The organism is Malonomonas rubra DSM 5091 (genome assembly GCF_900142125.1).
In the GTDB taxonomy this organism is placed as follows: Bacteria; Desulfobacterota; Desulfuromonadia; order Desulfuromonadales; family Geopsychrobacteraceae; genus Malonomonas; species Malonomonas rubra.
The window spans coordinates 70,042-82,647 of the sequence record NZ_FQZT01000011.1; the positions used below are offsets into that span (position 1 = coordinate 70,042).

At 49.1% G+C, this 12,606-nt stretch carries 18 protein-coding genes; 4 read left to right on the forward strand and 14 right to left on the reverse strand.

The window, feature by feature from the left end:
* Window positions 1–188 precede the first annotated feature (188 nt).
* From BUB13_RS19070 to BUB13_RS18960, 12 genes are all read right to left on the reverse strand, one after another.
* Window positions 189–578, reverse strand: coding sequence for a hypothetical protein (locus BUB13_RS19070; RefSeq protein ID WP_072909367.1), 390 nt, complete (start codon window positions 576–578; stop codon window positions 189–191).
* A gap of 335 nt (window positions 579–913) precedes the next feature.
* Window positions 914–1,123, reverse strand: a complete 210-nt coding sequence (locus BUB13_RS13855) for a hypothetical protein (protein WP_072909368.1) — start codon at window positions 1,121–1,123, stop codon at window positions 914–916.
* A 2-nt stretch (window positions 1,124–1,125) separates the two neighbouring features.
* Window positions 1,126–1,491, reverse strand: coding sequence for a TSCPD domain-containing protein (locus BUB13_RS13860; protein ID WP_072909369.1), 366 nt, complete (start codon window positions 1,489–1,491; stop codon window positions 1,126–1,128).
* 604 nt (window positions 1,492–2,095) lie between these two features.
* Window positions 2,096–2,254 carry a hypothetical protein gene (locus BUB13_RS18955; protein WP_153305042.1) on the reverse strand — a complete coding sequence of 53 codons (159 nt, stop codon included), beginning with the start codon at window positions 2,252–2,254 and terminating at the stop codon, window positions 2,096–2,098.
* Window positions 2,255–2,319: 65 nt separating this feature from the next.
* The gene (locus tag BUB13_RS13865) at window positions 2,320–3,276 is read right to left on the reverse strand and encodes a ParB/RepB/Spo0J family partition protein (RefSeq protein ID WP_072909370.1); all 957 of its coding nucleotides are present in this window, start codon (window positions 3,274–3,276) and stop codon (window positions 2,320–2,322) included.
* The gene (locus BUB13_RS13870) at window positions 3,269–4,021 is read right to left on the reverse strand and encodes a ParA family protein (RefSeq protein WP_072909371.1); all 753 of its coding nucleotides are present in this window, start codon (window positions 4,019–4,021) and stop codon (window positions 3,269–3,271) included. The genes BUB13_RS13865 and BUB13_RS13870 overlap by 8 nt, the downstream gene beginning before the upstream one ends.
* A gap of 28 nt (window positions 4,022–4,049) precedes the next feature.
* Complete coding sequence (locus tag BUB13_RS13875) at window positions 4,050–4,439, reverse strand: hypothetical protein (protein ID WP_072909372.1); 390 nt, start codon at window positions 4,437–4,439, stop codon at window positions 4,050–4,052.
* A 94-nt stretch (window positions 4,440–4,533) separates the two neighbouring features.
* Complete coding sequence (locus BUB13_RS13880) at window positions 4,534–5,199, reverse strand: hypothetical protein (protein WP_072909373.1); 666 nt, start codon at window positions 5,197–5,199, stop codon at window positions 4,534–4,536.
* A 24-nt stretch (window positions 5,200–5,223) separates the two neighbouring features.
* Window positions 5,224–5,634 (reverse strand): hypothetical protein, encoded by a 411-nt coding sequence (locus BUB13_RS13885; RefSeq protein WP_072909374.1) that lies wholly within the window; start codon window positions 5,632–5,634, stop codon window positions 5,224–5,226.
* A gap of 49 nt (window positions 5,635–5,683) precedes the next feature.
* The gene (locus BUB13_RS13890; protein WP_084092145.1) at window positions 5,684–6,085 is read right to left on the reverse strand and encodes a DUF6908 domain-containing protein; all 402 of its coding nucleotides are present in this window, start codon (window positions 6,083–6,085) and stop codon (window positions 5,684–5,686) included.
* A gap of 36 nt (window positions 6,086–6,121) precedes the next feature.
* The gene (locus BUB13_RS13895; RefSeq protein WP_072909375.1) at window positions 6,122–6,373 is read right to left on the reverse strand and encodes a hypothetical protein; all 252 of its coding nucleotides are present in this window, start codon (window positions 6,371–6,373) and stop codon (window positions 6,122–6,124) included.
* 1 nt (window position 6,374) lies between these two features.
* Entirely contained in the window at window positions 6,375–6,536 is a 162-nt protein-coding gene (locus BUB13_RS18960; RefSeq protein WP_153305043.1) for a hypothetical protein, read from the reverse strand.
* 854 nt (window positions 6,537–7,390) lie between these two features.
* On the opposite strand from BUB13_RS18960, the gene BUB13_RS13900 reads away from it, so the two are divergent.
* Both BUB13_RS13900 and BUB13_RS13905 read left to right on the forward strand, forming a co-directional pair.
* Window positions 7,391–8,041, forward strand: a complete 651-nt coding sequence (locus BUB13_RS13900) for an AAA family ATPase (RefSeq protein WP_072909376.1) — start codon at window positions 7,391–7,393, stop codon at window positions 8,039–8,041.
* Complete coding sequence (locus BUB13_RS13905) at window positions 8,034–8,393, forward strand: hypothetical protein (RefSeq protein WP_072909377.1); 360 nt, start codon at window positions 8,034–8,036, stop codon at window positions 8,391–8,393. The genes BUB13_RS13900 and BUB13_RS13905 overlap by 8 nt, the downstream gene beginning before the upstream one ends.
* A 132-nt stretch (window positions 8,394–8,525) precedes the next feature.
* On the opposite strand, the gene BUB13_RS13910 is transcribed toward BUB13_RS13905, so the two are convergent.
* Complete coding sequence (locus BUB13_RS13910; RefSeq protein WP_072909378.1) at window positions 8,526–9,665, reverse strand: hypothetical protein; 1,140 nt, start codon at window positions 9,663–9,665, stop codon at window positions 8,526–8,528.
* A complete protein-coding gene (locus tag BUB13_RS13915) occupies window positions 9,662–10,525 on the reverse strand; it encodes a ParA family protein (RefSeq protein WP_072909379.1) in 864 nt (287 codons plus the stop codon). Before BUB13_RS13915 ends, BUB13_RS13910 begins: the two co-directional genes overlap by 4 nt.
* Before the next feature lie 414 nt (window positions 10,526–10,939).
* On the opposite strand from BUB13_RS13915, the gene BUB13_RS13920 reads away from it, so the two are divergent.
* Window positions 10,940–12,052, forward strand: coding sequence for an AAA family ATPase (locus BUB13_RS13920; protein ID WP_161947657.1), 1,113 nt, complete (start codon window positions 10,940–10,942; stop codon window positions 12,050–12,052).
* Window positions 12,053–12,073: 21 nt separating this feature from the next.
* Entirely contained in the window at window positions 12,074–12,580 is a 507-nt protein-coding gene (locus tag BUB13_RS13925; protein WP_072909381.1) for a DUF6933 domain-containing protein, read from the forward strand.
* Window positions 12,581–12,606: the final 26 nt, after the last annotated feature.

Genomic DNA, 12,606 nt, shown 5'->3' on the forward strand with positions numbered 1-12,606 from the left:
GAAACATTCAAAAAAAGCAATGAGGGGAAAAGTTTCCAGCGGCGTCGCGATCTGCTGGAGATGAAAACAGCCTGAGGTGCGGCTCCCGACATAAAGCAAACCGGACAAAGAGCGACAACCCAGGCTGAGAAGTGACTTCTGGAATTTGCTGTCCAGAAGTGAGGAAGGTATTTGCGATGTGCCTCGCCTTAATCGGTCACGTTGAATTCGATCTGATAATCGACGCAAACACCACACTGGCGGAGCTGCTTCATACTGGAAAGATTGTGCGCCTTGGGATGAATCTCCAACAAGACCCGCTCGATCTCCTTGAAAGAATCGTTTTCGATCTTCTGCCAAGAGTCGATTTTATCAAAGGTGAAGTGAACTCGACCCTTGGCAACTAGAGCCACCGCACTCTCCCTGCGCCCGCGCGGCTCTTCGTAACCATGAAAAATATAATCGTTCGCCTTGTAGTCAAAAGATTTATAGGGCTCGATCTCTACATTGCACACAGGGCACCTGTCATTGCAGGTGCAATCCCAATCATCCTGCCACTCGGCCCCACAGTCTTCATGCCGGTAATAGTTTGTGAACAAAACAGCCTCCTATGTTGTTTTATTATATAATAAAGCTATCGAAAGAAAATACGCTTCGGCTTACGACGCTCTACATGGATCCTGGTCGTAATTCCATCGATCCGCTTAACGATCACCACAACTTGCTTGTTCATCTCTCCTCCTCCCATCCAAAAATGAGCCTACCAGCTCGGAATAATTTCCTGAGTGACGACCCGCCCATCTTGTTGAAAATACTCTGCGGCACATTTGCACCTCCGGTTCTTGCACATAACCCGGTGAACCTTCGGCGGGCCTTCGATCAGCAGCGACCGACATCCGGAACCACATCTCAAACAAGTGATATGTTCCATCGGCTAAACCTCCAGGCTGGCTGCAATTTCGAGCCGAACTCGCTTCAACCGCTCCAGGTAAAGCTCGATATGACTCAGCTCTTCGGGTAGCTGCAGCCCGTGAGCGGTTGCAATGATAATGTCATCAACAATTGTTGTTTCCAGTCTTTGCTCTAAAGCTTTCGCCCTTGTCAGATCATCAAGCTGCAAATCTTCAATCGTAATCCCTGGCATCCCTACTCCTCCTTCTCCTCTTTCGATGACAGCTCGCGAATTGCGCGGCCGATCGCATCAACACAAGAATGAACCTTATTTTTATCCTCAATACCGCCGTCATATACCGGCGCTTTGTGGCATGAAATCCCAACCAAGCCTTTTGCGACATCCAATGGATCAGCACCACTGCGAAGAGCGAGAGACGAAGCAACCGCAACACCGGAGGTGGTGGCAGAGGTACAACCGCCAGCCTTGCCAAGCCGGGTGAAGATCTCAAAAGGACGACCCTCGTGAAAGGTGATGGTGATATAGATGCGCCCACACGGGCAGGGAAGTTCCAATGTCCTGCTGTCGGTTTTCTGTGGCCTGGACTGTTTCGGTGTCACGCTGTCTCCCTCCCTTTTCTCTATATTTATATAATAAACTATTATACAGCAATAAGTCAAGCACAAACCACGAAAAAGATATTTATTTTCAGCTACTTATCTGGCACAAAGAATGCGATCTTCCCTTATTAGCCAGGCTTTGACTTGCCAGCTCGCCAGGAGCTGGCGAACGCACCGACCATTGATCCGAAGACCAAACGCAGCTGTCCGCCCGCGTCCCGACTCAAACCGCATTAGTACTTTTGCTTTTGGGGGTTGCACTGAGGCGGCCCTGTGCTGGCTGAGTGCTGATTTTGGGTTGGAGCTGGCATCAAGCCAAAGGCGCAGAGGCGAGAGGAATCCCCAGGGTCGCAGATCAACCTTTAAGCGGCCCCTTTGCCTGATGTGACCCTTGAGAAATTTCGTACGTACGAAAAACCAGAAACACTCCGGCTCCTATGGACCCGGAACTGGTTCTCGTCTCTCTCTTTTAGAAAACAAGGGGGCGTTGCGGGGGAATCCCCCGCAGAGGGGGTCGCGGAAAACGCCAGAGGTGGTTGCAGCCAGGGGGAGACCTCCCCCCACCCGAATCTTCTGCTTTTGCTACATATTGCCCTTAAAAGGCTTAAGCAATCAGACTGCCAAGCTTATCCAATAACATTGGCGCATAGTAAGTGACAAACCGCACAACACCCCGCCAGACTGAATTGAAGAAATCAGCTGAATCAGGATATTGCAGGACCAAAATCCCACCGGCACAAAAAGCGATGAACATCTTAATCATGAAATCCCCCTCCCAGATAGTCAGACAACATCATTGCCGAACAACCAGAACAATGACCGGCCCTTCTACCCCCCAAACTTCTCCGCCAGCTTAAACAGCCTGGAACCTGCCGCCTCCCGAAAATCCGGATCGGTCACAGCCTCAAGATAGTCAATAAGCGGCCGCAAATGTGCCTCAAACTGACGATATAGGTCTGGCCCCGCGTCATCTATGGAATCGGCCTCATGCAAAGCGTCAGAACGAACCAAGGACTTCCCTTTCTCCTCATCCTCAGCAGCAACAGGTTCGACAGAGCCCTCCGCCTCCACAAGCGTCTCAGACATTTCAACTGGAGCAACCGCCTTCCGCTCTTTCAGCTCCGCAGCTAAGGTGCGGACCTCATTATTGGAAATTGTCCGCTCACCCCGCAAAAAGGACGCGACCTCATCCGGGAAATCCTTATAAAGCCGATAGAGGGAGGCCAGCGCCTGTATCGTCCGACAGCGCCCGCTGTCATAAAGGTCACGCACACAATCGGGCAACTGGAAGAAGATCGCATGATCGGACACATAACTGGCAGGCTTGCCGAGCAGCCTGGCGATCTGTCCCTTTTTATCTCCCGCCTCAAGCCGCCTCTCAACAAAATGAGCAATCTCCAGAGGAGTCAAGCCTTCCCTCTGGATGTTCTCAATCACCTGATCGTAACCGGTATGATCGTCATCAATAAAAACCGGGATTTCCGCAAGACCTGCCAGTCGGGCGGCCCGCCAGCGGCGCTCCCCGTGATTGATAAAATAAACTCCGTCCTCATTCGCGGGCTTCACCGAAATCGGGCTCTTAACGCCACGCTCCTTGATCGATGCGGCAAGCTCCTCCAACCGCTCCGGGTTAAAGTCCTGGCGGGGCTGGTCCGGGTCAGGTGAAATCTGATCCAGAGAAACCAGCAGAGGATGCCCGCTGTTCGCTGCGTCAAGGAGATTGTCTTCCAAGAAAGCAGCGGAATTGAACTGATCCAGGCCGCTTAAATCGACTCCATTACTCATCGCTTACCCCTCCAACCCGATCGAATACGATCTTAAATGCAGCCTTAAACTCACGGCCCGCCTCCTTTGCGGCCGTCTTCTTGAGGCTCCACACCGGCACCCCTGAGGCAAGGGCCTCCGGAATGGAAGACCGGAAGCCGATCTTTGCCGGAACAAGAAGCTCGGAGTAGTTTTTAACCAGCTCCGAAAAGGTCGCCTTCTGTCTCTCAGACCGCGAGTTAAAACGATTCGGCAGCATCCCCAAGAACTCCAGCTTCGGATTATATTTCTGCTTCACCCCGAAAATTGTCTGCAGCATCATCTTGATCCCATCGATGCTGTACTCTTCAAGCTCGATGGGTGACAGAACATAATCGGCAGCGACCAGAGCGGATGTCATACGCAGCCCCAGACTCGGCGGCGTATCTATGACGCAAAAATCAAATGCTCCGCTTAAGCTGTTTATGTTCTTGCGGAAATGCCCGACAACCTGCGGGTTGGCCCGTTCCATATCAGCCATTTTCGCGTCAGCGGAAATCAAGGTGATCCCCCCGTTTTTCTTCACCTCGATCGGCTCAGCCGCAAACAAAGAACTTGATACTTCTTGGCTGCTATGTGGGGCCAGCGTCTTGCTGGCATTGGCTTGCGGGTCTATATCAACAAAGAGAACCGAATGCCCTGCTTCGGCTAAATACATCGCCAAATGCAGACCAATACAGGTCTTCCCCGTTCCGCCTTTCTGGTTTGAAACGGCAACGGTTTTCATCTCTCGCCCTCCATAAAAATTTCATCAATCAGCGGGGGATTTTCAAATATCCTCTTTCGACCAGATAACCCCGAACAACAATCTGTACCAGGCGAGCAAAGACCCCGCCTGTCATCATATTCGCTTCTTCCTTTATCTCCTTGATGATCTCACTACTGAGAGACACCGGCTTATTCTTCGAAGCCCCCTCGCCGACCTTCACCCAGCAGACCGGGAAACTTCGCGGATCAGCCAGGTACAGCCGTAAAACCATTTCCAGGAAACTGGAAAAGTCACCTTCATTTTCTGCGTCAGCTGCCTCCTGAAACCGCTCTATTAACACCTGAGGCAGGCTGACCGGGTGGTATCTCTTTTCGCTTCTGCCCTCTTCAAGGATCTGAGTTTTGATCTTTTCCAGCAAAGCCATATCAATCTGCATCTATAAGCTCCTCCATACCGTATAATGAAACGTTTTATAACATAGGCATGGAGGAGCTTCACAAAAAAGATCGGTTCGGCCGGTTATATAATTTTCATGCTTTCCCCATCAGATCGAACACGAAACTGTTGCTGTCGAAGTGATGGCAACACACAGAAACTGAATTTTCTCCGCTATGCGTCCACCACCCCGAAGGGCTTTCCATGATCCGTCTTGCAAACGCCCTGGCGTTCGCGATCTCGCCTCTGCCAAAGTTACGCGCCGCGTCACCGGCGTAATCATCCGAATATTGGCCATCACATCGCAGCTCTTTAAATTGCCCATTCAGCAACGCCCGCAGCACGTGCCGGAGAGTCCATTTTTTCGGTTCTTCCTTTAAGGGCTTGATAACGGCCAGGTTGAAGGGTGAATAAACCCGAATCGCTTTCACATCTTCCATATAGACTTTTGCGCCTTCAACTTCGATGGCATCAAACTCCCGAAAGCGATCGGCCCATGGCAATGCCCCTAGTCCTGCAAAGATCAACGGCCAATCGAAGGACCGCGAAGATAGCCAGTTAAGAGCTCCGCATTCTTCTGTATCGTTCAGGCTATATGACCGGCACTGCCTCCCGGATTTCATCGCCTCGCTTAGATCGGTGATTCTTACCTGCCCCTGGGACCGCTTCATTTTGACCTGCTGCTCTTCAAAATAGAGCTCCTCGAAGCTGTTACAAATATCGATCGGTGCCATCTTCTGTTCCTTGCTGATAATTTTCATTTTTCCCTCTCCCTGTTTCACTATCTAGAAAAGTTCCTGCTGTTTTTCCGGGCCTGCCCAGTCGCAGCTTTGGTCCGGGATAAAGGTCAGAGCCTCCCCGAGAACAACTGCTTCTTTTCCCTTCTTCACCTGGGTTCCGTAATAAAAACAGTCTCCCGGCTTTCCAGCCTCTTCCAGTGAATCTCTTTCAGGCTTGAATAATCCAACTGGAACAACTTCAACCGCTTCGCACCACTTCACCCCGTCCTTCTGGTGAAAGACTGAAACACAAACAAACGCCCTCCCCTGCCACTCAAAAACTCCTCGTATTTTTTTGCTCTCTGAAATAAGGTCAGCACTGTAGGTCCTTACGATGTCGCCATCTATCGCGTCGCATCCATCCCAGCTTCTTGCCAGCCTGCTGGGATGGACCTTTACTGCATTCTCTTCCCGCATCATGTCCCCCTGGTCGAGGAGAGGGGTTCCCCCCTCCCCTCTTTTATAATCACAGCCCCTGCTGTTCCTTGATATTGACGAGCCACTGACCAGCAAAGACCGCATGATCTTTTTGCAGCCGCACATTGATTTTGTCTGGATTCCCATCGCCACCGAAAAGCACAGATTCCTGATAGATCCCTAAACCCGCCTGCTGAAAACTGAGCGGATAAACATTTCCGTCTTTGCCCTGCAGAAAAGTCATCTCCGGGTCGCTGACCAAATCCCCGCATTGCTCATAGTAGTGAGCTATCGAGAAGATCAGGCCCCAATCACATTCATTGATGCACTCAACAATCGCCGCCATATAGACACCTCCTGCGTTATCAATTCTTTTGTGACTGCAAACTGTTGTCATGCCTTCGGTCATTTTTTCAAAAACTGCTTTTGCCTTCTTGTTAATCGCTTTCATTTCTTCCTCCATATATTATTTTATTATATAATAAAACTAAATCAAAACAGCTCCCAGATCACTACGAATAGATTTATAAGCGTTGATCGCTTCATCTTTCGAGTGAAAAGTTTTGCCATACCCAGCCAACTGCATCCCCTTTGGAATTCGGAACAGCGTCACATAATCAAATTCACCTTTCTTCGTATGGACAAATACCTCAAAGTCAATTCCCCTGCTTACCTGAATGATATATTTCTCCATCCTCCACCCATAATCCAAGGCGTCTATACCCTTCTCAATAATCACATTATTTCCTTTCACTCTCACGGATTATCCGGCTAACAAAAGCTGCGACCTCGTAACTGTTCTTGTAGCTTCCGGTTAGCCGAGTATTAGCAATTTCATTGAGCGCTTGCTCAGCAGCTTTCAGCGCCTCCAGCATCAACTGGCGTTCAACATTTGTTTTCATTCGTCATTCCCTTTTCTCTATACCCATATAATAAACTATTATATGCTAACAAATCAAGCACAAACTACGGAAAAGTTATTTATTTTCATATACTTATCTGGCACGAAGAATGCTGTCTTCCCTTATTAGCCAGGCTTTGACTTGCCAGCTCGCCGGGAGCTGGCGAACGCATCGTTCCTTGATCCGAATACCAACCGCAGCTGTCCGCCCTATTCCCGATTGATGCCGCTTTCATTTTTTTGCTTTTGCACTGAGGCAGCCTCGTGCTGTCTGAGTGCTGCTTTGAGGCTTGAGCTGGCATCAAGCCGAAAGCGCAGAGGCGAGAGGAGGCCCCAGACCTGCACCTGATTATCCATAGTGCAACAAACGAGTGTGCCGCAGGGTCGCTGATCGATCGACAGAGGACGCGAGGAACGAGCTAAAGGGGGAAAGCGCCACACCACAGCGCACGGTTTCCCCTGCCCCCCTGACGATCGATCTTTAAGCGGCCCGTTTCGCTATGTGTGAACTGGTGACGCTTAAGAAATTTCGTAAGTACGAAAAACCAGAAATAACTCCGTCCTCTGTGAACCGAGACCTGGATCTCATGCCTCTTTTATGGAAATGACTTTTCAAGGGGGCGTTGCGGGGGAATCTCCCGCAGAGGGGGTCGCGGAAAACGCGCAGTGGTTGCAGCGAGGGGGAGCCCTCCCCCCAACAAATGAATTCATAGCTTATCATATGTTTTCATTTCATATGTTAACATCTGTTATCATAAGATAACGTATGGTTTGTTACTTTAAGCTATTGTAATTTATGATCCGCTCTGTTATTTTACGTTAATATCAAATCCCGTATGGACAGAAGGAGACAAAATGAATATCTGTGTCGGCCATCAGAAGGGTGGGGTAGGGAAGAGCACAACAGCAATCAACCTTGCCATTAAAAGAGCTTCGGTCGGAAAAAATGTTCTCTTCGTTGATGCTGACCCACAAGCATCGTCAGTGAAGTTTTTCATGCTCCGCGAAGAAGAGCAAATAGAGCCATCGATAACTTGCACTTCGCTGACCGGAAAAGCTGTTTATCAACAGATTCCAAAACTGATGGACAAATTCGATGACGTTATCATCGATACAGGTGGTCGGGACACAGAAGGCTTCAGAGCCTCATTGTTAGTAGCGGATACTTTATTGGTTCCGGTACTCCCTGGACAGTTCGATTACTGGGAAACTGAATCCTTGCCTGAGATCCTGGATATGGCCCGGATCAACAATCCAAAACTTCGCGCTTGTGCGTTTATCAACAAAGCCGATACCCATCCAGGCATCTCGATGGTCGATGAAACTGTTGATGCGATCTCTGAGCTTGAAGGGATCGAGCTGCTGAAGTCAAAACTCTATTACCGACTCGCTTACAGAAAAGCAGCAGAACTCGGTCTAGCTGTCCATGAGTTACCAGGCAAGTTCAAAAACCATAAAGCCCTTATGGAAGTCTTCAATTTGTACCAGGAGGTTTTCGATGCCTAAGCCAACTCCCAAAAAAGTTGAGGGAAGCAAAATCATTTCACCGGAAGATTTTATGGGTGGTGCTGTTGCAACGAATGCAGAGAAGGGGAGGGCGGTTGAAAAGCCTGAACCGGAAAAGGTGAAGGAGGAGCAAGCTCCTGTGGCAGCTCCGAAACCAAAACCACGGAAAAAAACTGAGCGGGTTGCAAAAGAGCCGGTGGTTTTTGTCGGGGTAAGAATTCCGGAATCGGTCGCAGAAATGCTGGAAGAGTATGACCAGAATTACGCTCTCCGTGGAGAATCCAAAAACTCAATTATGGCTGAAGGAATCAAGAAAGAAATCGCAAGTCGCTTGAAAAAAGCCAAAGGATAGAGAGGGGGGGAGGGCGCCGAAAACAGTAGCTTTAATGTTCACCCTTGTGAACAGGACTTATAATTGAACACGTTTTCCTGATTTGAAGCATATTGTATTGCGTCATCAGAGAGGTACAATTCCTAGCCTCCCTCAAGATTCTTCCATTCTGGAGAGATCCCAGTACGTCCGTAGCAGTTTATCTTGGTTCATACCTTCCATAAAAGGGTACTTCCGAATGACATCTTTAACTGTTTCATCGACCTGTCCAGCAAGAGAGGTCAACCACTCCTGGAACTCGTTATCTGCAGTTTCCGCTTTGTCCTGATCTGCTATTTGTTCCAGTAGCGCTTTTTCCTCTTTAGTCTGTTGAGCTATCTTTTCAACCAGAGATTTATAGCCAATAGGACGGTCATAGGCTCCATGGCGCTTTAGAGCATTGAAAACATAGCCGACACCGATCGGTTCTCCTTTTGCGTCTTTAAGCTTATGCTCAAAGGCCCAATCAGCATGATTGAGGCTCTGATAGAAATTAATAGGTTGGGTGTCAAACTTCTTCCAGTGATCGATCAACCTGCGGATTTCACTCATACCGAAGCCACCAGCAAAGAGATGGGGGTATTGTTCGGCGATATCTTCGTCAGTTAATTGCCGCAAGCTCTCATAGCTGGTCTTGGTTTTTGTCTGTTCATCACTATAAGAAAGAGTCTTTCTATCTCTATAATCTAGAGGGATGTCTTTACCAGTCCTTATTACCAGTCCCTTTTCCCACTGCTCTCCTTCGGGAAGGTTGCTTATAATGTGAATTCCTTGTACGGCTGCCTTATTGGCGCGTTCAGTTGTGATCCAGTCGTACTTTTTGAAGACACCTATAATCTTCCTTACAGTTTCGCGCTTAACCCCAGTATTATTTGCGATTTCTTCATATTGAGTAATGACGTCTGGGTGTTGTTTCAGCCACTCGAAAACCGCTTTTTGATTGCTGGTCAGGGCTTTGAAAGATCCAGGGAGCATAACGCTGGCACCTGGAGAGGACTGGTAAGTAGGAGTGGTAATATGCACTGGTAATGTGGACTGGTCTTTCGACCGATCCTCATGGCCAGTGCCCATAACCACTGGTCCGGAGGACAGGTCATTTTCCCACTGCTTTTTTGAACTTTTCTGTGCTCTTGAGTTAATAGCAATGATCTTTTCGCGAGTCTTGCTGGCAGAAGGGCGGCTAGAGATGTTTTTTAAAATACTCCCCAGTCCGGCCAGGTCTTCGCTTGTACCGTTTGAAACTTTATCGCTCATTCAGCTTCCTCCAATGCCGCTTGTTCAGAGAAGAGCTTCCCTTGGGATTGATCAAGATCGTATTCATCTAAGATGTTGCATAGCTCAGCCCCCAAGCTGCGAATTTGGTTTGACGCGCTTGAGCGGGGCTGAAACCGAATGACAGTTTTATTGTCAGACTCAGCTTGTTTATAAATATCTGACTCGCTCAAGGTGGTGCTGAACATATTTTCTTGGCCATAGTCCTGGACCATACGAGAGAGCATGTTTCTGGTTGAAGTTTTGCGTTTATCCACCTTGTTGACCAGCAGGCGAAGAAAGCGGAGGTCTGGATTGACCGTTTCGCTGACCTGGTTGATCGTGTCGATAGCAAGATCGAGCCCATCGATGGAGCGGTCTGAGCCGGACTCGATCGGGACAATGACGCAATCACTGGCTAAAAGGCTCATCATGACCCAAACGCCAATATTTGGTGGGCAGTCGATGATACAGAATTTATAATGCTTAAGTGCATAGTCACGAAGATTATTGCGAAGGGCTGTGTAGGCCGCTTCGACGTCTTGATAGAGGACCGGCTCCAGTCCTGCGCTGCGTTGGACATTGGGGAGCAGGTCGACACCTTCGTATTCCGTCGGGTAGATATATCTGCGCAGTTCAGATTCTGGTTTGTTTGGTGTGTTATCTTTCAGTAGGTCGTAGAGTGAAAGATAGTTACTGATCTGTGGAGGCAGGAAGAAATGCGTGGTGTTGGACTGGGAATCCAGGTCCGCTACGAGGACTTTGTGCCCTTTATTTGCTAGTGCGTGTGAGAGGTTGGTGGCGAGAGTCGTCTTGCCGACCCCTCCCTTGTTGTTGACAATGGCGATAATAATGGGCTGCATTGAGGGCCTCCTGTACACTATAGTTGAGATAGAATATACGTCTAACTAACTGGAAGTCAACAAATTTAGTAGATAGGAAACAGTAAAATGGAAAGATGGTTTTAGTCTGTGGTGCCGCCGGGACCTTGTTTTTTGTGGGTCGAGGAAAGGGGAGGGGGGTAGGAAATATTCCTTTAAGAGACCAAGCAGACGTCAGCCCCAGTCTCAATAGTTGCCCCAGAAAGCCAGAAACAATCATGATATTGCGGCTTCACGAAATTCTCACAGCTTGAGAAGGGCACGTTCTTTTTAGCGAAATGCCTCTGAAATGACTTGAAATTATCAAATATTTAACTACAATTATGGTACATCAATAATTATGTCACCATAATCAGGCTTTCAAGGGTAAAAATGTCTTCTCCATTTAAGTTTCAAGTGCTCGCGGCAGATGCCCCTTTTTGTAATCGGGTTAAAGAGCAGCAAGAGCTGAAAAGTTATGCTCTGGCCAAAACCAACGTGGTGATCTTCTCGCCGCGACGCTATGGCAAAACCTCCCTGGTTGATCGCGTCCAAAATTCCTTGGCAGAGGAGGGGGCCATCACCATCTACGCTGACTTCTATGGTGTTTCTTCGATTGCTGATGTGGCCGCCTTTCTGGCCAAAGCCGTCTTTAAGGTCACCTCGAAAAACGACTCCCTGTTTAATCGGGCCATGCGGACGTTTAAATCCTTCCGGCCCTCATTGGTTGCTCGCCCTGATGAGAAGAGCGGCTTCTCGCTCTCGCTGCAGGTCTTACATGAAAGCCGCCCCGGTCTGGATATTTTGGAGGAGACCTTAGACGCCCTCGGCACCTTCATTGCCGAAAGCGATCAGCTGGTCCATATCGTCCTGGACGAGTTCCAAGAGATCACCAAGCTCTCGGAAGTCCTTCAGGTTGAAGGGGTGATGCGGCAACATATCCAAAGGCACGATGCCAGCTACTTCTTCGTCGGCAGCCGGCGCTCGCTATTGCTCAGTATGTTTAACGAGCGGCAGCGGCCCTTTTACCAGAGCGCGCTGAACTATGAGCTCGCGCCACTACCACGGGAAGAATTCGCCGCATTCATTGAACAAATTTGCGCCTCTGCCGGAAAACTGTGTGACCGCGCAAACGCAGAGCTGATCGTCGATACCGTCAACTGCTATCCCTTGTACGCCCAGAAATTGGCTTTTTTTTCCTTCAACACCGCCGAAGGGGAGGTGGTTGATCAGGTGGCTGTCGAGATGGGCATTCAGATGCTTATCAAGGAAAGGGGCCGGAACTTTGAGGAAACCTTGGCAGAGATTCCGGTCAAGCAGGTGGCTTTGTTGCGAGCCCTGGCCATTGATCCTACAACGTCCCTGTACTCTCAGGAGTATATGAAGCGACATGACCTTGGATCACAGGGCGCGATTCAAAACTCGGTGAAAAAGTTGGTGACGATGGACCTGATTGAAAAGGATGCTAAAGAGATCTGGCGGGTTGTGGATCCGGTTTTAGCTCTTTGGCTGCGGAACCAGTTTGGTTAGTTGGCAGGGGAGGACTTTGAAATGATTGCCATTCAATGCACCCAAAAGCTGCTGAAGGAAGTAGGCCAAGAATACAAAGAGGCCATTATCCCGACTTACCCGCTCGGCTGCTGGCATGCCAATCTGCTTTTACTCGATCGGCGCAAGTGTGCCCTTTTTACCAATGATTTAACCCGCTATTCCTTTCTGGCTCCCGGTCTGAAAAAGCCTGATATTAAAAATCTGGAAGAGGTTTTTCGGCAGAAGCTGTTTCGGTCTATGCGCCTGGATGGGTTTGGACAACAGGAGATCGAAAGGGCGCTGGAAGAGGTTCAGGAGGTTGCCTTTACCCGGACCAGTGATCGCAGTGTGCTGGGAACCATGAATGATATGGCGAATATTATCAAGTGGGCCGTTTATGATGCTGGCGGTCTTTTGAATGTCGATATTGATGAGATGAATTCGAAGTTAAACCGGATGCCGATAAAGCCGCTGGATTATGGGTTCAGTGTGGAGAGGGTAGGGGAGGTGTTGAAAAGGCAGAGTTAGTATCGCCTATGCCCAGCAAGAATGCT